The sequence below is a fragment of the Leptotrichia wadei genome (genome assembly GCF_007990545.2).
Lineage (GTDB): Bacteria > Fusobacteriota > Fusobacteriia > Fusobacteriales > Leptotrichiaceae > Leptotrichia > Leptotrichia wadei.
This window is the reverse complement of sequence record NZ_AP019829.2, coordinates 1,982,251-2,007,982: the sequence shown is the minus strand read 5'-3', so window position 1 is coordinate 2,007,982 and position 25,732 is coordinate 1,982,251. Positions and strand designations below refer to the sequence as shown.

Genomic DNA, 25,732 nt, shown 5'->3' with positions numbered 1-25,732 from the left:
AAAAATTTAGTTTTTAGAATGCCTAAAATTAATTTGATATTAATTTTTTGTTTGTATGATAAAATTTTATTTTAATTATAAATTAGATTATTCCCACTCAATTGTTCCAGGTGGTTTAGAAGAAATATCATAAACAATTCTATTGATTCCATTTACTTTGTTTATAATCTTGTTTGACACTTCTTCCAAAAATTCATAAGGCAATTTTGACCAAGTAGCTGTCATAAAGTCAATTGTATTTACTGAACGAATAGCGGCTACAAATTCATAAGTTCTTTGATCTCCCATTACTCCGACTGTTTTTACAGGTAACAATGTTACAAATGCTTGATCTACTTTATCATAAAGCCCTTTTTCCATCAATTCAGTAATGAAAATATCATCAGCTTCCTGAAGAATTTTTACTTTATCAGGTGTTACTTCCCCAATTACACGGATTCCAAGTCCTGGACCTGGGAATGGATGTCTTTTTATAATTGTGTCAGGAAGTCCAAGTTCGTGTCCTACTTTTCTAACTTCATCCTTAAATAATTCCTTCAAAGGTTCTAATAACTCAAATTGCAAGTCTTCTGGCAATCCTCCAACATTGTGATGGGATTTTATTGTGTGGGAAGGTCCTTTTATAGATTGGGATTCAATAACATCTGGATAAATTGTTCCCTGTGCCAAAAATTTTGCACCTTCTTGACCTTTAAGTTTTCTAATTTCTTCATTAAACACTTCAATAAATTCGTTTCCAATAATTTTTCTTTTAGCTTCAGGTTCATCCACACCTTTTAATTTATTTAGAAATCTGTCTTTTGCATCAACAAATACAATATTCAAGTCAAAATGTTCCTTGTAGTACTCCAATACTTTTTTGCCTTCATCTTTTCTCAAAAGTCCAGTATCTACAAACATGCAAGTAAGCTGATGTCCAATCGCATTGTTAATAAGAACTGCGGCAACTGATGAATCTACACCTCCAGAAAGTGCAAGAAGCACGTGCTCATCTCCAACAGTTTCCTTTATAAATTTTGTCTTTTCGGCAATAAAATTTGAAATTTTCCAATTTTTTTCACATTTACAAATGTTAAATACAAAATTTTCCAAAATTTGAGTTCCACATTCAGAATGAACCACCTCTGGATGGAATTGCAATGCATAAATTCCATTGTTATTTGTAATTGCTGCAATTGAAGAATCTGTTTTTGCAATTACTTCAAAACCTTTTGGCAATTCTGTGATGTGGTCATTGTGGCTCATCCAGATGTTAGAAGATTTTTTAACTCCTATGAACAATGGATTATCATTGTTTTTCACTTCCAATACAGCCTTTCCAAATTCCCTCGAATCAGCCTTTTCAACTTTTCCGCCATTTAAATGCGTAATTAACTGCATTCCGTAACAGATTCCCAAGATAGGAAGATTTAGGTTAAATACTTCAGGATTTACAGTTGGAGCATCTTTTTCGTAAACTGAGGCAGGTCCTCCAGAAAATATAATTCCTTTTACCTTTTCTTTCCCAGTTTTTATTTTTTCAATATCAATTAAAGGCACAATTTCACAATAAACTTCCATTTCTCTAATTCTTCTAGCAATTAGCTGGCTATATTGTGAACCAAAATCGATAATAATAATTTTTTCCTTCACTTTTCACCTCTATATATTAAATTTTTTTTATAAAACATAATCTTATATAAGTATTTTATCATTATTTTTAAGTTTTTTCTATATATTTTTACATTAATTTTTCTTTTGATATGAGAATATGAAATATACTGTTTTTTTGAAATTTTATTTAAAAAAATAGATTTATCCATTAATTTAAAATTTATCTTTATAAAATTATTGAATAAATCTATTTAATAAAAAAATCTTCTTTTTTTATAATTCTCTGATTACTGCTTCCCCTAAATTTTATTTTCGGATCATAAAGTTCCTTTACAAACCGTCCATCAACTAGCACATCTACATATTCAAGACATTTCTTTCGTAAATCATCACAACGAATCTGTTCAATCGTATAACCCGTATAAAGCCATATATTCTTTCCAGTCTTTTCCTTTAAGAACTTCAGGACTTTTAACATATCTACTGGATTAAAGAGGGGATCACCACCACTTATTGTAATTCCATCAAGAAGAGTATTTTCGTTTATTTCCTTGGCAATTTTTTCTAAAATTTCATAAGTTAAAGTATTTCCGTGATTTGGATTCCATGAATACTCGTTATGGCACCCAGGGCAGGCATGAGAACAGCCAGCAAAGTAAAGTGAATAACGAAGACCGATACCGTCAACGATTGTTTCCTTGTAAGTTGTTAAGATTTTTAGTGTAAAATCATTTTTTGGAGTTTTTGAAAAATTTTTTTCTAAAATTTTTTCTTTTTCTGTCTTTAGTTTATTCACCTTAAATTACCTCACTGTTATATAATATATTTATTTTATACCATGTTTTACTCTGTCGTGTTCTTCAGCTTGCTTAGCGCTATTCCAGCTGTCTAAATCTCCTGTCAGATAGCCTGTTATTCTTCTAATTCTAGAAATATTATGACTTCCACAAATTGGGCATTTATCATAAATTATTGCTTCGGTTCCACAATCTCTGCATCTGTCAACTGGATGATTTATTGAACCATAGCCAATTCCAGAGTCCTTCATAACTTTTACAATTTTTAACATAACACCCATATTTTTTCGTGCTTCCCCATCTAATTCCACATAGGTAATATGTCCACCTTTTGTCAATTTATGAAATGGAGCTTCCTTTCTAATTTTATCAAAAAGGCTAATTTCCTTTTTTACATCAATATGAAATGAATTTACATAATAATCCCTATCTGTGACATTTTTAATTACTCCAAATTCATCTCTATCAATACGTAAAAATCTTCCTGCCAAACTTTCTGCCGGAGTTGCCAAAATTGAATAATTCAAATGATACTTATCTCTAAATTCATCTGCAACTGCACCCATTTTTTCAATCGTATCATAAAGCACCTTATAAGCAACTTCACTTGTTCCGTGTTCTGCATCAAATAAAGCATACATCGCATTTGCCCCTCCAACAAAACCAATTGAAAGAGAACCTGTATTTATCGCATCTCCAACTTCATCATTTCCATCTTTTTCTCCAAGCCCTTTCCATAAATTATTGCTTCTCATAAATGGAAATTGTTTTGCCAAAGCTGTTCTTTGGAAATTGTAACGTTCATAAAGTTGATCTCCAACTAAATATGTTGCTTCAAGCACTCTTTTTTGAAATTCTTCTGTTAAAAGTTCAACTTTTTTATTATTTTTTTCTTCTTCATTCGCAAATTTTCCATCCTTTTCCATTTCTGCGATTTCTTTTTCTACATTTTTTCTAGTTAAAATTGCAATTCTAGGGAAATTAATACTTGTAAAGGACAAGTTTCCACGTCCAAGACTAGTTTTTTCCCCATTTATATTTTCAAATACACGTGTTCGGCAACCCATTGTTGCGATTTCATATTTGTATCTTTCTGGATCATCCATTCTCCATTTTTCGTGTCTGTTAAATTCAGAATCCAGAAATACAAAGTTTGGAAATAATCTTCTGCTTGAAGTTTCACAAGACAATAATAACAAGTCAAAATTTGGTGTTTCAAAAAGTGATTTTTTATTTTCTGAATTATCGTCATAAGAAATTTTTTGTTTTTTTACAGTTTCCAAAATTCCATCAAAGTCGCTTCTAGCTAGTTCATAGTCATTGTCAGAATAATTAAGCCCTTCCTTTACCTTAAAAATTTGTATCGGAAAAATTGGAGTTTCATTTTTACCGAGTCCGCTTGATGTCGCCTTTAATAATTCACGGATAACCATTCTACCTTCTTCTGAGGTGTCAGTTCCATAATTTATTGAAGAAAAGACAACTTGATTTCCACCACGAGAGTGCATTGTGTTCAAATTATGTAAAAATCCTTCCATTGCTTGATAAGTTTCATTTTGAGTATCATCATAAGCCTCAACTAGCAATTTAATTAAATCATCTCTATTTATTTTAAAGTATTCTTCCAGTAATTTGATTTCATTTTCATTGCATTTAATTGAAGAAACATTTTTTTTCAAAAATTCTTTAGCATTTTTTTCATATTCTTGTGTAATTTCCACTCCATTTTTTATTTCTACGAAGCTCAAAATTCTTCTTTTCAAGTGACGTCTAAATGATTTTAGCACACCTTTTGCCATATAGAAGTCAAATGCTGGTATTGCTTGTCCTCCATGCTGTTCATTTTGATTTGTTTGAAAAATAATGGTAGCAAGTGTTGCATAAGTGGAAATACTTTGTGCTTCCCTAATGTAACCATGCTTAGTATAAAAACCATTTTCAAACATATCTGCCAAGTCATATTGCAGGCAAGTTGTAGTTTTACTGGAATAAAAATCCAAATCATGAATATGAATGAGCCCTTTTTCATGAGCTTTTTTGAATCTTGGTGAAACTAAATTTTCCAAAGCGTAAATTTTTGATACTTCACTTGCAAATTTCATCATTTGTCCCGCTGGTGTCATTGAAGACATATTAGCATTTTCATTGCAAGTATCGTTGCTTTCAACATTCACTATTCCTGCTATTATATTTTTTAAATTTTCTGTTAATTGTGGTTGCATTTTTATTCCTCCCTTATTTTTACTTTCATACTTTTCCACTTTTCTGCAAACCATCAATTTCCCTTATCCCTCTAAACATATCTAATTCATTCAGGTTTTTTTACCTAAAACACTATATATTGTTTTTATAACATAATGATAACACAATATTTTGTGTTTTTCAAGTTTCATAAAAAAAATATATAATTTCATAGTTCCCTATTTTTCCGAATTTTTAGATTTTTTATACTATTAATTAGGATAAAAAAAATTTATTTATCTTATTTTAATTATATATATCATAAATTTTTGAATTTGTTATGAGCTTACTATTTATAATATTTCTTATTTAAATGTTAGATTTTGTATGAATTTTTTAAATAAAAAATTTAGATTTCTTATTATAAAATAAATAAAATACAGTTTTTTGTTCTTCTAACTAAGTTAGTATTCGATATATTTTAGAGGTAGACAAAGTAAATTAGAAAAATTTTAAACGAATGGAGCCTTGTATTGGAGAAAAGTAATATAAAAAGGATTGTTTCATATAATTTATAAAAAACAATCCATAATAGTTGATTTATTTTAAATTTATTAATTAAAAAAAATAGAAATTTAGTAATAAGAGATTTTGTCCCTTTGTTAAATAAGAATTTATAATAAATTTTTTATTTGAATGGATATAATATTAGATATTTAGTAAATATTTTTCTCCTTTTTCAGAAATCTTGAAAACATCATTATCCACATAAATATATTTTTCCTTTTTTGCCTTTTCAATAACTTTATCTAAAAAGCTTTTATTCCAACGAAGATGGTTATCAATCGTTTCAGTTCCACATTCATCTTTTTCATGTTTAGTATTAGCATGGTTAGACAAATGGATTAAAAGAATTCTAACTGAAAAAATCATTTTTTGGCTTCTTTTACGATTAATTGTAAAAATTAGACCTTTTTTAGGAGAAAAAATTAATGTTAAAAGAAAAATTACTCCTATTATTACTGCGATACTTCCCGCTATTGAAATATCAAAAAATCTTGCAAAATGAAATCCAATGATACTTGCTACAGCTCCCAGAACGAGGCTTAATCCTATCATTACTTTTAGCTTATCTGTTAATAAATACGCTGTAATTGGAGGCCCAATCATAAATGCAACCACCAGTATTGAACCTACTGCCTCAAATGAGGATACTGCTGTCATTGATACAAGCGACATCAGCATATAGTGAATTAATATCGGCTTCATTCCAAGCGTTATTGCAAGAGCCTTGTCAAATACCGAAATTTTTAATTCCTTGAAAAAAATTACAACAAAAGATAAATTTATTAAAAATACGATAAAAGTTGCAACTAATCCTTTAGCAATGCTAAATCCAAATATCTGTATCCGATTAAATGGTGCAAATGCCAGTTCTCCCAGTAATACTGAATCAACATCCAAATGTACATTTCCAGCATATCTTGAAATTAAAATTACCGCAATACTGAATAACAGCGGAAAAACCACTCCAATTGCAGAATCTTCCTTGACAAGTCTTGTTGAATTAAGAAGTTCCACAAGGTAAACGGTTAAAACTCCAACTATTCCCGCACCAACGATTAACAAGGGAGAATTTAAGTCATGAACTGCAAAAAATGCAACTACAATTCCAAGTAAGATAGTGTGCGTAATCGCATCCGAAACCATTGCCATACTTTTTAAAACCAGAAATGTTCCTAAAATCGAGCAGGCACTTGCCACCATTATCGCAATTAATTGTATTTCCAATGAAAAATTCATAATTTATTTCCCCCTTTCCAAATTATTCATTTTTAAACTATTTAATTCAGATTTTTTATTTTCGAGTTTTTCTCTAAATTCTTTTTTTCTTTTCTGATTTCTTATAATTTTAAATACAATCCCTCTTTTATTTGAAAAAAGAATACTAATAATTACAATTATACTTATAATTATGACAATAACAGGCCCGGTAGGCAAATTACTTTCACTTATACTAATCAAAGTTCCAAGCAAACCTGATATTCCACCAAAAAAAGCCGCCAAAATTACCATAATTGAAAGTTTGTCTGTCCATTGCCGTGCCGCAACTGCTGGAGAAATAAGCATTGCACTTATTAATATTACTCCTGCCGCCTGAATACCTATTATTACAGTAGTTACAATCAATATGGAAATTAATATTTCGATTTTCTTGCTTGGAAATCCCAATGTTTTGGCAAAATCAGAGTCAAACGAAACAATTTTAAATTCCTTCCAGAAAAGAATAATTATAATTAAAAGAATAATCCCTGTAATGAAGATAATATTTACATCTCTTTTAATAAATGTCGATGCTTGCCCAAAAATAAATTTATTTAATCCCGATTTATTTGCACCCGGCAATTTATTCAAATAAGAAAGTAAAACTAACCCTAACCCAAAAAATACTGATAAAATCAATGCTAAAGCACTATCAAATTTTATTTTTGTATAATTTTGAATTAATTGGATTAAACCAATACATACAATTCCTGTTATTAAGGCACCAAGCAGCAAAACTTCTGTATTTTTCACGTTTGTAAATAAAAAAGCTAAGCAAACTCCGGGAAGTGAAGCATGAGAAACTGCATCTCCCAATAAACTTTGCTTTCGTAAAACGGCAAAACATCCAAGTATTCCTGAAACCATTCCAAGCAATAGACAACCAAGTGCAACTGTTCTGAATGTATGATCTGTTATAAGAAGATTTAATATATTCATTTTATCGCTCCTTTTCAATTTCAGACAGATTTCCATTATTTTGAGTTGCTTTTTTACTCTTATATGTTTTTTCAATATTTTCAGGAGTAAAAATTTCTTCCACAGGTCCAGAAGCTATAACAGACACATTTATAAATGTCACATAATCAAAATAATCCTTTACTGTCTGCAAATCATGATGAACAGCAATTACAGTTTTTTTCTCATCTCGCAATTTTTTTAAAATATTTACAATAGATTTTTCCGTTTTACTGTCGACACCTTGAAACGGCTCATCCATAAAATATATTTCAGCATCCTGCACTAATGCCCGTGCCAAAAACACTCTTTGCTGCTGCCCGCCAGATAACTGGCTTATCTGTCTATCTGAAAATTCATCCATTTCCACTTTGTGAATAGCTTCCTTCGTCTTTTCCTTATCAATTTTTCTAACTTTCTTTAACCACCCGACTTTTCCATAACGCCCCATTTCCACAACATCAAATACAGTAGTGGGAAAATCCCAGTCAACACTTCCTCTTTGTGGTACATAAGCTATCTTATCCCGCACTTTGCTATATTTTTCATCATAAAATCTTACTTCTCCAGTAACAGGCTTTAGTAAATCAAGCATTGCTTTAATTAAAGTAGATTTCCCAGCCCCATTTGGTCCCACTATAGCCATAAGGACTCCCTTTTTAATGTCAAGCTCAACATCCCACAAAACAGGCTTATCTTCATAAGCTACCGTTAAATCCTCAACCCTTATAATAATATCATCAGAAACATTTTGATTCATCTTTCCTCCTTCTCCTAAATTGTAAAACTGTTCTATTTCTGCAAATTTATTTTTTATTTAATGTCTCATTTTGTCTTAATTTTTAATAATCATTTTGTATTTTTATAAAATAAATTGTTATTAATAAATATTTTCCTTTAATTTTTTATGTTATTTTTTTAATTATTGCAAGGGTATCAATCGCCATACCCTTGCATCCCCGCTTGTCTAAGCATTTTTTGAAAATAAAAATTATGGTCTGAGAAAAGCGAGTTTAATTTTTATTTTAAAGCATTTACAATGGTATCGGCGTTTGCTTTAACTGTTTTAATATAAGTTTCAGAGTTATGTGCTTTATCTCCTAGCGAATCTGAATACAATTCTCCACCTATTTTAACTTCTTTTCCTCTAGCTTTTACAGCTTCCTGCAATGCTTCTATACTTTTTTTCGGAACAGAAGATTCTACAAATATTGCTTTTATATTTCTTTGAACAATGAAATTGGCTAAGTCGCTTATATTTTTTGTACCAGTTTCAGAATCTGTAGAAACACCTTGTATTGCTTTTACTTCTAGTCCAAATTGTTCTCCAAAGTAGTTAAATGCATCGTGAGCTGTTACAAGAACTCTGCTTTTTTCAGGAATTTCACTTATTCTTGTTTTTACATAAGTTGTAAGTTCATTTAGTTCAGCTTTATATTTTTTCAAGTTTTCTTTGTAGTAGTCACTATTTTTAGGATCAAATTTACTTAATTCAGCTTCGACTGCCTCAGCTTCTTTTTCCCATAATTCTGTATTGAACCATACATGCGGATCAGGAGTATTTTGGTCAACTAAATGAATTTTACTTTTATCTAGTTTGTCCCCAACATTTAGTATATTTTTGTTTTGAGAAGTTAATTTTTCAAAAATTTCTGTCATTTTACCTTCCAGATGTAATCCACCATACACTATAATGTCTGCATTTCCAAGTTTTTCAATATCTCCTGCACTAGCACTATACAAATGCGGATCTACTCCTTCTCCCATAAGTCCTGTAACTTCGACTTTATCTCCACCAATTGTTTTTACAAGGTCAGTAAGCATTGTCGTTGTTGTCGTAACTTTTATTTTTTTACCTGATGAAGCTCCACCTTTTCCACAAGATATTAGTAGCATCATTGCTACACATACTGCGATTACTAAGTTTAATTTTGTTAATACGTTGTTTTTACTCATTATCTGTCTCCTCCAAATCTTTATTTTTTTTATAAACCTCAATCATATCTGCTGCATTAAAAGCCACTATTTTTCCATTATTTTGCTCACTTTTCAAATATATTGGTCCATTAAACGGATCTTTTCTTTCTACGATATATTTTTCCTTTAAATTTATATCTAAATCTCGTAGATAATCATATAATTCAATATTATCCTCTACACTTAATATAACAATTTCATCATTTTCCTCAGCTTCGGATAATTTTATAATATTTTCCTCATCCAAGTTTTCTAAATCATAGAAAATCGGGCTTCCGTGCGGACATTCCTTAGGATAAAACAGGAATTTTTCCAGCTTTTGAAGAAGTTTATTGCTAGTTACATGTTCCAAAATTTCTGCTTCTTTATGCACTTCTTTCTTTTCATATCCCAGCTTTTCAAACAAAAAAACTTCCCAAACCCTATGTTTACGTATAATGTCAAGTGCAAAGCTGTTCCCTTTTTCAGTAAGTTTTACTGTTTTTTTGTCGATAGTTAAATAATCATCGTTTGCCAACTTTTTTATCATTTCACTAACTGAAGCTGGAGAGATATTTAAATATTCTGCAAGTTTTTTATTGGAATATTCCTTCTTTTTTTTCAAAGTATATATTCCCTTTAAATAGTCTTCTATACTTCTGCTCATCTCAACTCCTTTCAGTTTTAGCTAAACCTAATTTTAAAGTTAGGAAGACCTAATAACAATAATATATTAACATTATATACTTTGGTTGTCAAGATATTTTTTTATATGAATATTTTTAACATTAAAATAATAAAATTGAGATAAAATAAAAAATGCATCTAATAACATCAGATCTTTTATCTGACTATTATAAAATGCATTTTAAATCAAAAGTTATAATGATATTTTCCAAAAAAGCAAATAATAAATCAATTTTATACTAAAATCCTAAAATAAGAATAGGAAATAGTATAAAACTGTTGATTTCTCTCCACTTATATTCTATAATATTTTTTCAAATAATACTGTAACTTATGTTACAAAAAAACTCCCGTTTAAAAAATTTTTTTTAAAACGGGAATTTATACGATAATTAATATATCAATTTTTATGGTTTCAAAATATTTGCTGAAAATTTATATGAATAATCTTCATTTTTCAAAAATTTTACTGTTCCTATAATATGTGAAATAATCCAGTAAATCCAAAGTCCAGTAATACATAAGCTAATGGCTGTATAGCTGAAACAATTACAAATTGAGTGAGAATCACAGTAAAGTTCATATTCAGTATTTTATATACAATTTGTTTTACTTTTTCAGGCAATTTCTTTTTAGATAGATGTATAGTGAACTACTCACGACTAAAAGTCGAGAGCTTCATAAGATAACTGAAAAAGTAAGTTATCTTCTAAGAAGTTTGATTTTAAAATCCTTATTCTTTTTGTCTAGTCCACAATAGCCGCTACTAGATAAGACATTATGTCTACACTGCTACTTTTTATCTATATATTATATTTTAAACCCAAATATATTAGTAATATTGCAAATTTTAAAGCAACATTTTCAATGTTGGTGTTATTCATCTCATGGCCAAAGCCACGAGTGTTCTAACACACTTAATAAATTAATTCTTTCTATTAGATATTTATTTGTCATTTTTTGGAATAAATTTCCACAATGTCGGAAGTAAAAGTGTTACGGTAGTTGATTTTAATGCATCTCCAGGAAGGAAAGGCAATACACCAATCATAAACGCGTTTTTTCCAGGTACAAATAATGACAATACTAATGAACCTAATGTTAAAATAATGGCACTTGAAAGTATTAGTGAAAGAATTGTTTTAACATAAGACTTTGTAACACCTCTATCTGCTAAATATCCTAAAATTATTGTAGCTGCAATATATCCTAAAATATATCCGCCAGTTGGTGAGAATAATGAACCAGCTTTACCTCCAGCAAAAATTGGAGCGCCTAAGCTACCTGCCGCAACATAGGAAAGTATAGTTGCAGTTCCCAATTTTCTTCCGTATAATAGTGCCATTAGTGTTACTCCAAATGTTCCAAGTGAAATTGGTACAGGAGTATAAGGAAGTGGAATTAAAATTTGAGACATTATTGATAAAAATGCTACTCCACCTAGTACTAAAAGAATGTTTTTAAAAGTTTCCTTTTCTTTTGTTTCAATTTTTATAATATTACTAATCAATGTATTCTGTTTCATAAAAAAAACCTCCATTTTTATTATTTTATAGTATTATAACACTTGTTATTTAAAAAGTCAACAAATCTAAAATTTAGATTAAAAATTAAATCTGACTCCTGTTGTAAACACATTATTGTTTCCTTTACCTTTTCCACCATCAACAGAACCATCATAATTTACATACCATCCAAAGTCTTTATTTACTTCTGTTAATGCTCCAACTCCAGCCCAAGTCTTATTCTTAGCAAGTCCAATACCTTTTACCTTAAATGTAGCTCCTGGAAGTCCAGTATATCTTGCATCAAAACTTAAATCCTGTTTATTAAAGGCTCTTTGATGTGTTACATAACCTTGGAACGTAGTCTTGCTTCCACTCTTCCAATTTACAGCTTTTCCAACTCTAAGCCCAACTAATGCAGCTGTCTGATTATAATTTTTCTTGTCGGCAGTTAGTCCAAATTGACTTTTTTCTTCAGAGAATGACCCTCTTTGAACTGTATCATGAGTTAATCCTACAAATGGTGTTACAACAAAGTCTCCATTAGCATTTTTAACATCATATCCTGTTTCTAAATATCCAGAATAAACTTTATCATTATGATTAATTTTAGCTCTAGTATAGTCATTATTACTTAAAATAATATTTCTTTCAACATCACTGTCGACAAATCCAATTCCTAAACGTCCTTGTAAATAAACAGGAATATCTTTATTTCCTAATCTTCCATATAATGAAATTCCAAAGTTATTAGCATCAGATTTTCCGCCATATCTATCAAATTTAACATCAGCTTTTGAATAGGATAAAGCAGTACCTAAAATCAAGTTTTCTCCAAATTGCTTATCAACTCCAACTTGTCCACCATATACTTTAGTATCTCCCTTACCGTATCCATCTTGTTTTAACTTACCATTGGCACCTAATCCAGAAATCCATAATCCAAATTTATCTCCAACATTATCAAGAGTTCCTAACATAACTAATCTATTAGATAAATCCTTATTTACAGTTTGTGAATGTTGGAATGTAAGTGCTTGTGCTGAAGCATAAATTTGTCCGGACAGACTATCTAAAACGGCTGCTCTGTTTGAAGAAGTAAGAGCTTGTAATCTGGCTGCTTTTCTCTCAAACTGTGTAACATTTCCCGCTGTTCCATTTTCAATATCTTGATCTAGTTTTTGAAAGGCGGTTTCTAGATTTTGTGCAGTATTTTTTTGCATTTCATCAGATTCTGAGAGCTTTTCTACATAATTTAGCACATTTTTTCTGCTTACTTTTGCAGAAACAGAGTTTTCAGTTTGATTTAATTTAGCATTTAACATTTCATCAGTATTTACGCTATTAAAGTTTCCTTCAATTTTGTCATCTGATGTAATTATATTTTGTGTAATTCCATTAGATGTTATATATTTTCTTTCTCCATTTTCTTCAGGTTTTACTTCAAGTTTTGAATTATTTAAACTAACTTTTCCTTTTACGTGTATATTAGAATTTAAACCTGTCACAATTCTGGAATTTTCAAGTGATGAATAATTTCCATCAACTTCTGTAGAACCAGTATTTTCTAAAGTTCCACTATTTATAACATCATTTTTAAGTACGGCATTATTTGTAGAAAGAATAGCTTGTCTTTTTACATTGATTGAAGAAGTATAAACACCGTTTACCTGCAGTCTTCCGTCATTTACTGTTGTAGGTCCTGTAAATGTAGAATTTCCAGATAAGATTAAATCTCCAGAACCATTTTTAATCACTCCGGCATCTCCTGAAATATCATTTGAAAAAACATAACTTCCGCTTGGAATGTTAATAGTTACATTATCTGCAAGTGCAAGCTGTTTACTAAATAGAGCAGGACCTTTTAGTGCTTTATCAATATTTAAAAGTCCCCATCCATAAACATCATCAACCCCAGGAGTTCCTATATCTGTTGCAGTTGATAAAATTGTCTGTCTAATTAAATCAGCATCCATCCAAGGATACTTTTGTTTAATTAAGGCGGCTGTTCCCGTTACAATTGGTGCTGCAAATGAAGATCCGCCACCAACGTAATTTTTTCCTTTCATTGAAAAAGTTTGATCTCCGACAGCTGTTACAGTCCAGTTTTTAGCAACTCCTGCGGGTGATAGAGGAGTTAAGTTATCCCAACTTGTATCCCCCAGCTTAGATTCATATTTTGAAGTTAATGCAACTACGTTTATCCATCCCTTTTGAAGTCCGCTTTCAAAATGTGGCAAACCTCCTTCAAGTGTAGGCTGTTTGTCAGAAGAATCATTTCCGGCAGACCATACAAATAACGAACCATTATTTACTTCATTTCTATAAAAATCAAGCATAGAGCTTCCAATTTGGAATCCGTAATAATGGCTTGAAGTATTGTCAGCATTAAAGTCAGTCACTTCTCCGTCAATTCCAAATGACTGATTATAAATAGTCACGCCATTATCTTTTAATTTTTGGTACATTTCCAGTTTTACACTTGGATAAGTTACATTCTTATCGGTATTTCGTTTTGCTGCATCAATTACGTAGACACTGGCTCCTTTTGCAATTCCAGTTGAAGATCCTGCTGCAAGGTCAGCAACAACAATTCCGTGATCATCATTTGCAGTAGCTTCTGATGTAAATCCAGGAATTGTAAGTTTTGTCAAACGGCTTCCAAATTTTTCTGTAAGATCAGGATTAAATGATGAATTTTCAAATCCAACATCAATAATTCCTATTTTTACGTCGTTACCTGTAAGTGCTGTGTTTGAATTGTTATGTGGATTATTTTTGTCGTAGGAAATAGTGGAAGAATTCCATCCTATTCCAGAAGTTGTCGCTGTTACAGTAGGTTTTGTTGTTACTGGTGCTGGATTAACAGGTGTTGGAGTTGCAGCTGAAGTTCCGCCTGAATTTCCAACTCCGCCACCTCCTCCGCCACCTCCGCCACAGCTTACTAGCAATGCTGCTAATCCGAGGATAATTGAACTTTTAGCAAAGTTATGCTTTTTAATATCTTCTTTTAATTGTTTTAAGTTAGAGGTCATAGTAATCGCTCTCCTTTCGCTGTTTTTAATATTGATCTGATTTTAAAATAAAGAATTGGATTTTTAGTTATATATTCAATATTTATAATGAACTCTCTACAATATTTTACCATATTTTTTTGAAAAAAACACTATGTAACTTTGGGAATTATTTAAAAATCTCTCCAGCTTCCTTATACCATAAAACCAAGTCCAGCTCATCCATTCTTATTTTTGAAAAATCTGAATATTCTCTCATTTTTTCTTCTATTTCATAATATTTTTTTTCAGTTATCGACTTGGGAATTTCCTCAATTACATTAAGGGCCTTTAGATTTCTCAGAATATGCCTATCCAAAATTGCAATATTTTCTCCAAATCCAAGATTTCGCAGTACGTGATTTGCCTCCTTTAATCCCATTCCTTTAATATTTTTCAAAATCCATTTTCTTTTTTCAAAAGTATCTCCAATTTCGGACAAAATCTTCTTTGGCTGTAACTCTCCGTTCCTTGTCATTAATTCTCGCAATTCCACCAAATATCTGGACTTATTATTTTTAAATCTGACAATATTCAAAAATTCAACCATTTCTTCCGCTTTTCCATTATAAAGCAGCCCGTTTTCCACTAAATTTGTAATAGCTAACCAAGCATTCTTAGCCTTCGACTGAGGTGTCAAAATACAAAATGCCATTTCTGCAAAGACTTCCTTCTCTGTGCCTTTCCAAGCCTTTTTATAACCTTTTATAGCCTTTTCAATCCCTGCTTTTATTTTTTTATAAATCTCAAGAATTTCCTCATGCTTTTCCCAGTTAATTCTTTCGTTAATTTTATTTTCATTATTCTTTTCTTCAATTTTTTCAGACATTAAAATTCCTTCTTTTTTTTCTTTGATAATTTTAATATTAGCTCTGTTCAATAACTTAAATTTTTTATTTCACAAGGTGTCAAAATCCCCTTGTATTAGAACATTTGTTTTATTAAATTCTAAATATATACAGTTTCCGAATAAGTCTATTGCTTTCTGTTTAAATAACGAATCTTAATTTGACAGGATGTTTAAGTAAAATATTTTCTATTTTTATCATAAAATCCTATAAATATAGAAAATTTATATAAATAGCCTTGACTATTTTAGAAAAAATTTTCCAATTTCATCAATAGTTTCTTCGGTTTCTTTAAGAGGTGCTAAAATCCAGTCGTGACATAAATTTTCCCCAATTTTTATTTCCACACTTGTCCCAATTGCAATTTCCAGCATATCACTCAATTTTAAGCAATCTGGATACAAAATTTCATTTGTTCCAAAAATCAAAAAAATTTCTCCAAGATTGTCCATATTTCCGTAAATTGGTGAAATCATCGGATCTTTCACATCCAGCCTTCCAGCAAACTGCTTCCCAGTTACAATCAGCCCATTTAACGGTAAAAGCGGATCCTTTTCTGCAAATTCCTCTATTTCGTCATTTGTCATTGAAACATCAGCCCAAGGCGACATTAATACAGTTTTTTCAGGAAAAGGCAACTGCTTTTCTGTCTTTAACCTCTGTAAAAATGCAAGTGCCAGCCCTCCTCCAGAAGAATCTCCAAACAAATAAAATTTATCGCTTTGATATTTTTTTGTTATTTCCTTGTAGGCTTCCATTACAACTTTATGTGCTTTTTCCACAGTATTTTCAGGAGCAAGTGGATAATCAATAAAGGTAACTTTCAAATAATACTTTTTCACCAATTTTTCAATAATATTTTTATGCCCTCGGACAGCACGCATGACATAAGCCCCGCCGTGCAGGAAAATAATATGTTTGTTACAGCTTTTTTCTGAATAAACTGTTAAGATTTGATATCCATCAATAAACTGTTCATCAGTAGTAAGTGACTTGTCAAAATTGTTTTTATTCAAAAAATCTGTATCTCTTCTTGGATTTAAAAAATCCTTTTCCCTATATTTTTTCATATTTACCAATTTTGCAATTGGTACTGCAATATCTGATAATAAACTCATTTTTTTTATTTTATTTTAAAAAAATAATCAAATTCCTTTCTTTTTTATTAATATTTTTGTTTAGTAACGAAACCAATTTATTATTTTACAATATTTGTTTTATTGTAATTTTAAATCCATATAATTTTCGTATTATTTTTTGTTAAAATATTAGATTTATTAATCATTATAAAAATCTGCAAAATTCTGTAAATACAGTTTTTTTTATTTTAATTTTCATGTTTTTTACTACTTTTTAACAGAAGTTTTGCTTCTTTTGCTTATTGTAAACTATTATTACTTAATTTTTATTTTTTAAATGGATACCAGTATTAAATATACAATTTAAAATTTATAACTATTCAATGAAATAATACAAATAAAATTATTTAAGTGACAAATTTAATAAAAAAATAATTATAGAATTTTTTTACTGAACATAAGTTTTATTCAAACAGTAGCTTCGATTTAACAAGGAATTAAGCCTTGTTATAAAATAAATAAAATGTTATTTAATTTTTTTACCTATTTGAGCAACACTTCTTTAAATTAATTAATAATATTAACTAATTTAAGTATATTTATTCTATAAATTTTATTTTATCTTCAATTTCCAAATAACGTTCTTTCCCAATAATCTTTTCCAAATCTACATTTGATTTTATATTATTTTTTTCAGTTTCAGGAAGCAATTTTTTTATTTCTTTATTTGCAAATCCTATTTTTTTTAATTCCTTTTCATTTAATTTATTAATATTATATTTCGTTATTTCACGTCCATAATTCTGTCTAGGATTTTGTATCTTTTCATCATCCACAAACAAAAATTTCTGAGCAATTTCCAGCCCTGACTTTCCAAATCCAGAAACATTCTTTACTTCATTAATATCTTTAATAATCCCAACTTCATCCCGATATTTCACAAATTTTTCAGCCTTATTCTTATTAATCCCCAGCTTTAGTAAATCTTTATACTCAATACTGTTAATATCAAATTTTACATTACTTTTTGTCAAATCAGTATCTTTCTTGACCTTATCTTTTTTATAATTTTTTTCCCTACTAATTTCAATTTCAGGAGTATTTTTATCCTCAATTAAAAGTCTTAAAAAATTCCCCACAATTAACAGCATTACAAAAATAATGACATATTTTATTTTCATAATAATCCCCCTTTTGATTATATTATTTAATGATTTTTTCAAAATCTGCCACTTAAATAATGAAACTTGTATTTTATGATAAATTATATCATATTGATTTGTTATTTAAAAGATAAAAAAATTAAAATTTAAATTTTATCATTAAATAAAATTTTTAGAGGTGGAAACAAGCAATTAAAATAATTTTCTCATTTTTTTTAATGAAAATATGTTATTATTATTGTGAAATAAATAATTTTCTCTATTTATTTAATTTTGGGAAAGAAATTGAAATATGATAAGAGGTGATTTTTATGAAAAAAATTAAAGAAAATGTAAAAAAACTGCTTTTGCATTTTAAAAGTGGATTTGAGCGATTTCCAGTAACGATTATACTAGCTTTTATGCATTTTATTACAGGTATATACATAGCTGAGGTTAGAAGTTTTCAGTCTGATGAATTTGTTGAAGTTAATCTTCTTTTGTTTGGAAGCATTTTTATTACGGCAATGTTTGAAATGCTTTATGAAAAATATTTTTATAAAAAAAATAGATGGCTAGTTAGAGGTGCTTATTCAGTTTTAACATTTGTTGTATCAGTTATTTTTTATGTAGAGTATTTACGGACTAATGATTATTACAACATCTATTATTTTACATTGATTCCAATTTCAATAGTTCTGTTTTTATTAATTCCTATTTTGAGAAAAAAGGAGAGTAGAGAAAAGTATTTGCAGTCAGTATTTTCAAATTTTGTTATAACTGGCATTTTTGCGGCAGTTCTCTGGATTGGTATTGAAATAATACTGGCAACAGTGAATTATCTGTTTTTTTATTCTGGTGACAGTTTATTTTTTAGACTGACTACGTATTCTTTCTGGTTTATAACTGAAGTATTTGGAGCATCATTGTTTTTATCTTTATTGAAAAAGCCTAATGATAATCTTGAAAATTATGAATTTCCATTTATTTTCAATTTATTGATTAAATTTGTAATTATTCCATTAATTATTATTTACACAGGTGTTTTATATATTTATATGACAAAGGTTATTATATCAATGCATTTGCCAAAAGGACTAATTTCTCATCTCGTTCTTTGGTATACAGCATTTAGTGTCTTCATGATGATTTTAATAACGCCATTTACACAGAAAGATAAATTTTTTGAGAACTTTAAAAAATATTTTCCATACTTTTCGATACCTTTAATTTTTGCTTCACTATTTGCAGTTTTTCAAAGAACATATCAATACGGAATTACAGAAAATCGGTATTACGTACTAATTTCAATATTTTGGCTGCTTTTCTGCATGATTTTATATATTAGAAACATGAATGTTACAGGAGTTTTCATAAGCTTAATTATCTGTTTTATAATTTCGGTTTACACTCCACTTAGTGCCAAAAATGTTAGTAATTTTAGCCAAAGTCAAAGATTGAAAAGAATGCTTATAAAATATGGGGCTTTAAAAGATGGAAAAATTTCTAAAATTACACAAAAATTGACTAACAGACAGGGAAGTCAGATTCATACAACAATTCAATATATATCTAACAACAGCACTATTGCGAAATTAAATTTCAAAAATGAAAAAGGAGAGGTTTATTCAACTCTTGGAGATTTGGAAAAAGGACTGGATGTGAAGGAATCTTGGAAGGATTATTATGCGTATGAAAGTGAAGATGGAGAAATTCCTGAAAAGCAGAAAGTTATTACATATAAAATAAAAAATATTGAAAATGCTGAAGTTATATCTGATACAACAGGTTATGACAACTTTATATCTTACAGAAAGATTGATAATATAGAACCAATAGATCAAGAAAATGAATCTGAAAAATATAAAATTACAATTAGAAATAAAATAATTACAATAAAAAGTAAAGATGGAATGGAACTTGCCAAAATAAATTATGAAGATGCAATTAAGCAAATCGTATCCAAATTAAAAACTTTAAAATTACAGGATAAGAAAGATGAAGGATACGAAGTTTCTCAAAAAGATTTAGAATATATTGGGACAGCAGAAAAAATTAATTATAAAATTTCCTTAAAAAGAATTGATGAACAGATAGTAGATGGAAAAACAAAAGATTTATATTATGAAGAATTTGATTTTATGTTTTCTGAAAAAAAATAAAATTTCTAAAATAAAAATGAAAGGAAAAAATCAATTATGAAAACTTTAGTTATTTTAGCGCATCCAGATATGGAAAATTCGAGAATTAACAAAAAATGGAAAGAAGAATTGGAAAAATATCCTGACAAAATTACAGTAAATGAACTTTACAAAAATTATACAGATTGGGATATTGACATTGAAAGAGAGCACGAATTGTTATTATCCCATGATAATATAATTATTCAATTTCCGCTTTATTGGTACACATACACTCCTTTATTGAAAAAATGGCTTGATGACGTGCTTTCTTATAACTGGGCCTATGGAAATGAATATAAGTTGAATGGTAAAAATATAGGAGTTGCAATTTCTATTGGAGGATTTGAAAATGACTATTCAAAAACTGGCTCTGTAAAATTTTCGATGGATGAAATTCTAGCACCTTTCGAAGCAACTGTTGAATATATCAAGGCAAATTTGACTTCTCGCTATCTTTTGTTTGATACTGAAAATATAAGTGATGAAGAACTTTCAGAAAATGCTAAAAATTATACAAGACATATTTTGAGTTTATAAGAAAATTAAATTCATATTTTTTGTAGTATATTCAGTAATTTTAAAAGGGGATAATGTCTTTGAATACAGGTTTAGATAAGTATTATAAAATTCTTTTTGAAAAATTTATTTAGAAGAATTAAACAAATAAAAATATTTGAATAAAAAGATGGGAGATATATTAATTTATTTCCCATTTTCTATTTATTTTTTTTAAAAATTTCAAAAAAGTTAAAAAATCACACTTTTCATATTTCAAAATCATGTGTATATACAAAAATAATTCTTTACAAATTAATTTTTTTATAGTATAATATTTTTATATACAAATATAAAAAATAAAAGAATAAAATATTAAATAAAATTTTTAGAAAGGAAATACAAAAATGGACTTTAATTTTATAATAGAAAATATTCCTAAATATTTAGAAGCAATGAGATTGACTGTGATTATAGGGATTTTTGGAATTGTATTTTCAATATTGATTGGAATAGTTTGTGCATTGGTTCTTTATTATAGAGTTCCAGCTGCTAGACAGATTGTGGGAATTTATATTGAACTTTCGAGAAATACGCCGCTTGTAATACAGTTATTCTTTCTGTATTTTGGGCTTCCAAAAATTGGAATTACGTTTAATTCGCATATCTGTGCCGTGATGGGATTATCTTTCCTAGGCGGAAGTTACATGTGCGAGGCATTTCGGAGCGGATTGGAGTCGGTTACAAAAGGACAGCGAGAATCTGGACTAAGCATTGGGCTTACAGAATCACAGCTTATAACTAACGTAATATTGCCACAGGCATTTACGGTTTCGTTTCCAGCGATAGCGGCAAATATAATATTTCTTTTGAAAGAAACTTCAGTAATAGGGATTTTGGCTTTAATGGAACTGATGTACCTGACTCGGGATTTGATAGGGCTTTATTATAAAACGAATGAAAGTCTGTTTATGCTTGTTGCGGCATATTTGATTATTATTTTACCAGTTTCGTTTGTTTTAACAGTAATTGAAAGGAGAATAAGATATGCAACTGTCGGGAATTGATGTTATTTTTAAAGGAGTTAATTTGCAAAGGCTTATGGGTGGACTTGTTGTAACAGGACAAATTGCTCTTGTTTCCATAGTGTTTTCAATATTGTTTGGATTAATTTTAGGAATAGTTATGACTTCAAAAAATAAGATTATTTATGGAATATTGAAGTTTTATCTGGAAAGTATGAGAATCATTCCCTTGCTTGTGTGGCTGTTCATAATTTATTTTGGAGTTGCAAAAGGCTTTGATTTACATATTGATTCAGAAACTACGACAATAATAGTGTTTGTGATATGGGGAACGGCTGAAATGATGGATATTGTGAGGGGAGCAATTATTTCTCTTCCAAAAATTCAAGGGGAAAGTGCAAAGGCTTTGGGGCTTGATACAAGTCAGGTTTATAGATATGTGCTGCTTCCGCAGGCAGTAAGAAGAATTGCACCAGCAGCGGTAAATCTTATAACAAGAATGATTAAGACGACTTCACTTGCGATTTTTATAGAAGTTGCAGAAGTTCTAAAAATAGGACGGCAAATTATAGAGTTTTCAAGCAGGAAAAATCCAATGGCACCATTCTGGGTGTATCTGTTCATATTTTTTCTATATTTCATAATTTGTTATCCAATTACGTTATTATCAAAAAAAATGGAGAAAAAATGGGCTGTTTAAAAAATACAAGAAACGGAGGTAAGCAAAATGGCAGATTCGGAAGTTTTATTGGAACTTTCTGATATAAAAAAAGAATATAAAAAAGGCATACCCGCACTAAAAGGAGTTTCACTTTCAGTAAATAAAAGTGAGGTTGTAGTAATATTAGGGCCTTCTGGATGTGGGAAAAGTACACTTTTAAGATGTATAAACGGACTTGAAGAAATTCAGTCTGGAGAAATAAAATTACAAGGAAATGTTATTAATAAAGATAAGACAAAATGGCATTTAATACGCCAGAGAATAGGAATGGTATTTCAAAGTTACGAATTATTTGACCATATGACAGTTATGCAAAATCTTCTGTTAGGACCGCTTAAAGTACAGAAAAGGGATAAAAAGGAAGTTACGGAGCAAGCAGAAAAATTGCTCGAAAGAGTAGGGCTTCTGGATAAAAAGAACTCATATCCAAGAGAACTGTCAGGAGGACAAAAACAAAGAATAGCAATTATAAGATCACTATGTATGAATCCAGAAATAATGCTATTTGATGAAGTTACAGCGGCGCTTGATCCTGAGATGGTAAGGGAAGTGCTGGATGTAATGCTGGAATTGGCAAAGGAAGGAATGACAATGATAATCGTTACTCATGAAATGGAATTTGCTAAAGCAGTTGCGGATAGAATAGTATTTATGGATTCTGGAGAAATCGTTGAAACAAATTATCCGCTGGAATTTTTTAGAAATCCAAAAACTGAAAGAGCTAAGAAATTTTTAAATATATTTAATTTTGAAAAGAAAGATAATGTGGAATCAGCTTTGTTGATATAAATTTTCATTTTTTATGTCAGCAATGAAAGGAGATGAGTTAAATGAAAACAATAGAAAATTTACAGGAAATACTTGAAAAGGAGTTTAAATGGTTTCATCAACATCCTGAGTTATCCTTGGAAGAATATGAAACAACTAGGCGTATCAAGGAAATTTTGAAAAGAGAAAATATCGAAATATTGGATGTACCATTGAAAACAGGAGTAGTTGCTGTTATTAGAGGACAGGAATCTGGACCAGTTGTTGCGATTAGAGGAGATATTGATGCATTGCCTGTTTACGAAGAAACAAATTTAAGTTATAAATCAGAAGTTGATGGGAAAATGCATGCATGCGGACATGATTATCATTTAACATCAATTATCGGTACCACATTACTATTAAGAGATAATGCTGATAAAATAAAAGGAACTGTTAAGTTAGTTTTTCAGCCTGCAGAAGAAGTGTTTGCAGGTGCATTGCAAATAATGGAAAGTGGTGTACTTGATGATGTTGAGTTGATTTTTGGAATACATTGTACTATAAATTTTCCTGTAGGAACAGTAGGTATTCGTGAAGGAAGTGTATCTGCTGCTGTTGATAGATTCAAAATTGAATTAAAAGGTTTTGGCACACATGCCGCACATCCTGAACTGGGAAAAGACCCTATTGTAGCTGGGAGCGCTCTTGTAAATTCATTACAGACAATAGTGAGCAGAAATATAGATCCATTTTCAGTTGGACTGGTAAGTATAACGCATTTTTCAGCTGGAAATACTTGGAATGTAATTCCTGAAAAAGCATTTATTGAAGGGACAGTAAGGACATTAGATAAAGAGCAGAGAAAATTTATCAAGGAAAGAGTAATTGATATGACTAAATATATTTCAAGTACTTATCAAGTTAATCCTGAAATAGAATGGATAACTGGGCCTCCTGCTGCAAATAATGATAAAAAATGGAGCGAATTTGCAAAAAAGGTTGCATTGGATAGAAAGTTGGCTGTAGAGCCTTCAAGTGATACATTGGGTGGAGAAGACTTTGCATTTTATCAAGAAAAAATAAAAGGGGTATTTATTCATATAGGAACAGATGAATCTTACCCTAATCACCATCCCAAATTTAAAATTAATCCAAAAGCTCTGTCATTAACATCTGAATTTTTATCAGATTTATTAATAAAAGTCACAAATGAAATAAGGAAAGGTGGCGAAAATAAAAAATGATTGAAATATCAAATGTAAAAAAAGTATTTAAAAATAAGAAAGTGAAAGTTCATGCTTTAAAAGATGTATCTTTGAAGGTAGAAAAAGGAGATATTTTTGGGATAGTTGGATATTCGGGAGCAGGCAAATCTACTTTGCTTCGTTTAGTAAACTTGCTTGAAAAGCCTGATAGTGGGAGTGTAAAACTGGAAGGGAAAGAAATTATTGGATTGTCTGAAGGGGAATTAAATGAATTAAGAAAAAATATAGGCATGGTTTTTCAGCAGTTTAATTTGCTGGAAACTCAGACAGTTTATCAAAATTTAAAAATACCACTTGTAATATCGAAGACACCAAAAAGTGAAATAAATGAAAGAATAGATGAACTGCTTGATTTTGTTGGATTAAAGGATAAAAAAAACGTTTCTGTGTCAAAACTTTCTGGAGGACAGAAGCAGAGAATAGGAATTGCAAGAGCCTTAGCAACACACCCCAAAATATTACTATGCGACGAAGCTACAAGTGCATTAGACCCAAAAACAACAAAATCTATCTTGGAGCTGTTAAAAAAAATAAATCAGGAATTTGGAATAACTATACTGCTTATTACTCATGAAATGGAAGTAGTCAAGGAAATATGTAATAAAGTGGCAGTAATGCAGGATGGAGAAATTAAGGAACAAGGAAATATAATTGAAATTTTTACTAATCCAAAAGAAAGGATTACAAAAGACTTTATTAGTTCAGTTATTAACAATGATATTCCAGTTTCTTTGTTGAAAGAGCTAGATTTAACGCTTCCAATAGTAAGATTGACATTTTTAGGAGAAAATTCGGGACAGTCATTAATCTCTGAAATAAATAAAAATTTTGATATTACTACTAAAATATTGTCAGCTTCAATAAATGAGCTAGGAGATACTATACTAGGAGTGTTAGTTATCCAATTAGGTGGAAATCTGGAGCTTATTGGAAAAGTTGAAGAATTTATTGTAAAAAGTGGGGTAAAGGTTGAAAGGATGGAGATAATATGATTGAAAACTGGCTAAAAATAAGTTCTGATAAATTAATGATTTCGGCGGGGCAAACGATTTATATGGTAGGATGGTCATTATTTTTTGGAGCTGTAATAGGAATTCCGTTAGGGCTTATACTGGTTCTAACTAAAAAAGACGGTTTGAGAGAAAATAAAATTGTATATTTATTGATAAATACGACAGTAAATTTAGTACGTTCAGTTCCATTTATAATTTTGCTTGTATTTATAGCACCTTTAACTAAAGTTATTGTTGGAACAAGAATCGGTACAAATGCAGCCATTGTTCCTTTGGTATTTTATATAGCGCCTTATTTAGCAAGACTAATAGAAAGTTCCTTGCTGGAAGTTAAACCAGGAATTTTGGAAGCTGCAAAAGCCATGGGAGCAAATATATGGCAAATAATAGTATATTTCTTATTACCAGAAGCAAAAGCTTCTTTAATATTAGCATTTACAACTGGAACGATAGGTCTTCTTGGTGCAACAGCTATGGCTGGGACAATCGGAGGTGGCGGAGTTGGAGATTTAGCACTGACTTACGGTTATCAGAGATTTAATAACACCTTGATGCTAGTAACAGTTATTATTCTGATTATAATTGTTCAGGCAATACAGTCATTTGGTAATTATATTGCAGGAAAATTAAGAGAAAATAATTAAAAAAAATTGGAGGT

General features: G+C 29.8%; 21 protein-coding genes. 8 read left to right on the top strand and 13 right to left on the bottom strand.

From position 1 onward, the window contains the following. Nucleotides 1-87: 87 nt before the first annotated feature. The 13 genes from guaA to FVE73_RS09100 all read right to left on the bottom strand — a co-directional run bounded on the left by guaA (nt 88) and on the right by FVE73_RS09100 (nt 17,661). Nucleotides 88-1,632, bottom strand: coding sequence for a glutamine-hydrolyzing GMP synthase (gene guaA, locus FVE73_RS09160; protein WP_018498301.1), 1,545 nt, complete (start codon nt 1,630-1,632; stop codon nt 88-90). Between the two features lie 208 nt (nt 1,633-1,840). Beyond that, nucleotides 1,841-2,389, bottom strand: coding sequence for an anaerobic ribonucleoside-triphosphate reductase activating protein (gene nrdG / locus FVE73_RS09155; RefSeq protein WP_018498299.1), 549 nt, complete (start codon nt 2,387-2,389; stop codon nt 1,841-1,843). 30 nt (nt 2,390-2,419) lie between these two features. Beyond that, nucleotides 2,420-4,666: an anaerobic ribonucleoside triphosphate reductase gene (locus FVE73_RS09150; RefSeq protein WP_018498298.1), complete on the bottom strand. Its 2,247-nt coding sequence runs from the start codon at nt 4,664-4,666 to the stop codon at nt 2,420-2,422. A 613-nt stretch (nt 4,667-5,279) separates the two neighbouring features. Further along, entirely contained in the window at nt 5,280-6,374 is a 1,095-nt protein-coding gene (locus tag FVE73_RS09145; RefSeq protein ID WP_018498297.1) for a metal ABC transporter permease, read from the bottom strand. A gap of 3 nt (nt 6,375-6,377) precedes the next feature. Beyond that, nucleotides 6,378-7,334: a metal ABC transporter permease gene (locus FVE73_RS09140; RefSeq protein ID WP_018498296.1), complete on the bottom strand. Its 957-nt coding sequence runs from the start codon at nt 7,332-7,334 to the stop codon at nt 6,378-6,380. A gap of 1 nt (nt 7,335) precedes the next feature. Next, on the bottom strand, nt 7,336-8,112 hold the full coding sequence (locus FVE73_RS09135; RefSeq protein WP_018498295.1) for a metal ABC transporter ATP-binding protein: 777 nt from the start codon (nt 8,110-8,112) through the stop codon (nt 7,336-7,338). Between the two features lie 260 nt (nt 8,113-8,372). Then, complete coding sequence (locus FVE73_RS09130) at nt 8,373-9,308, bottom strand: metal ABC transporter solute-binding protein, Zn/Mn family (protein WP_018450443.1); 936 nt, start codon at nt 9,306-9,308, stop codon at nt 8,373-8,375. Beyond that, nucleotides 9,301-9,975 (bottom strand): metal-dependent transcriptional regulator, encoded by a 675-nt coding sequence (locus tag FVE73_RS09125; protein WP_018498294.1) that lies wholly within the window; start codon nt 9,973-9,975, stop codon nt 9,301-9,303. Before FVE73_RS09125 ends, FVE73_RS09130 begins: the two co-directional genes overlap by 8 nt. 966 nt (nt 9,976-10,941) lie before the next feature. Continuing rightward, the gene (locus FVE73_RS09120; RefSeq protein WP_018498293.1) at nt 10,942-11,520 is read right to left on the bottom strand and encodes a biotin transporter BioY; all 579 of its coding nucleotides are present in this window, start codon (nt 11,518-11,520) and stop codon (nt 10,942-10,944) included. Between the two features lie 78 nt (nt 11,521-11,598). Continuing rightward, nucleotides 11,599-14,535: an autotransporter outer membrane beta-barrel domain-containing protein gene (locus tag FVE73_RS09115; protein ID WP_018498292.1), complete on the bottom strand. Its 2,937-nt coding sequence runs from the start codon at nt 14,533-14,535 to the stop codon at nt 11,599-11,601. A 148-nt stretch (nt 14,536-14,683) separates the two neighbouring features. Then, nucleotides 14,684-15,382 carry an N-glycosylase/DNA lyase gene (locus tag FVE73_RS09110; RefSeq protein WP_081617774.1) on the bottom strand — a complete coding sequence of 233 codons (699 nt, stop codon included), beginning with the start codon at nt 15,380-15,382 and terminating at the stop codon, nt 14,684-14,686. A gap of 261 nt (nt 15,383-15,643) precedes the next feature. After that, on the bottom strand, nt 15,644-16,519 hold the full coding sequence (locus tag FVE73_RS09105; RefSeq protein ID WP_018498290.1) for an alpha/beta hydrolase fold domain-containing protein: 876 nt from the start codon (nt 16,517-16,519) through the stop codon (nt 15,644-15,646). Nucleotides 16,520-17,079: 560 nt separating this feature from the next. Continuing rightward, the gene (locus FVE73_RS09100) at nt 17,080-17,661 is read right to left on the bottom strand and encodes a helix-hairpin-helix domain-containing protein (RefSeq protein WP_018498289.1); all 582 of its coding nucleotides are present in this window, start codon (nt 17,659-17,661) and stop codon (nt 17,080-17,082) included. Between the two features lie 293 nt (nt 17,662-17,954). On the opposite strand from FVE73_RS09100, the gene FVE73_RS09095 reads away from it, so the two are divergent. From FVE73_RS09095 to FVE73_RS09060, 8 genes are all read left to right on the top strand, one after another. Next, a complete protein-coding gene (locus FVE73_RS09095) occupies nt 17,955-19,784 on the top strand; it encodes a DUF4153 domain-containing protein (protein WP_018498288.1) in 1,830 nt (609 codons plus the stop codon). 36 nt (nt 19,785-19,820) lie between these two features. Beyond that, nucleotides 19,821-20,342 carry an NAD(P)H-dependent oxidoreductase gene (locus FVE73_RS09090; protein ID WP_018498287.1) on the top strand — a complete coding sequence of 174 codons (522 nt, stop codon included), beginning with the start codon at nt 19,821-19,823 and terminating at the stop codon, nt 20,340-20,342. Nucleotides 20,343-20,707: 365 nt separating this feature from the next. After that, nucleotides 20,708-21,367, top strand: a complete 660-nt coding sequence (locus FVE73_RS09085) for an amino acid ABC transporter permease (protein ID WP_018498286.1) — start codon at nt 20,708-20,710, stop codon at nt 21,365-21,367. Further along, entirely contained in the window at nt 21,348-22,025 is a 678-nt protein-coding gene (locus FVE73_RS09080; RefSeq protein WP_146997863.1) for an amino acid ABC transporter permease, read from the top strand. Before FVE73_RS09085 ends, FVE73_RS09080 begins: the two co-directional genes overlap by 20 nt. A gap of 27 nt (nt 22,026-22,052) precedes the next feature. Next, nucleotides 22,053-22,835, top strand: a complete 783-nt coding sequence (locus tag FVE73_RS09075) for an amino acid ABC transporter ATP-binding protein (RefSeq protein ID WP_146997862.1) — start codon at nt 22,053-22,055, stop codon at nt 22,833-22,835. Nucleotides 22,836-22,876: 41 nt separating this feature from the next. Next, nucleotides 22,877-24,040 (top strand): amidohydrolase, encoded by a 1,164-nt coding sequence (locus FVE73_RS09070; protein WP_018498984.1) that lies wholly within the window; start codon nt 22,877-22,879, stop codon nt 24,038-24,040. Next, on the top strand, nt 24,037-25,053 hold the full coding sequence (locus tag FVE73_RS09065) for a methionine ABC transporter ATP-binding protein (RefSeq protein ID WP_018498983.1): 1,017 nt from the start codon (nt 24,037-24,039) through the stop codon (nt 25,051-25,053). The genes FVE73_RS09070 and FVE73_RS09065 overlap by 4 nt, the downstream gene beginning before the upstream one ends. Continuing rightward, the gene (locus FVE73_RS09060) at nt 25,050-25,718 is read left to right on the top strand and encodes a methionine ABC transporter permease (protein WP_018498982.1); all 669 of its coding nucleotides are present in this window, start codon (nt 25,050-25,052) and stop codon (nt 25,716-25,718) included. The genes FVE73_RS09065 and FVE73_RS09060 overlap by 4 nt, the downstream gene beginning before the upstream one ends. Nucleotides 25,719-25,732 lie beyond the last annotated feature (14 nt).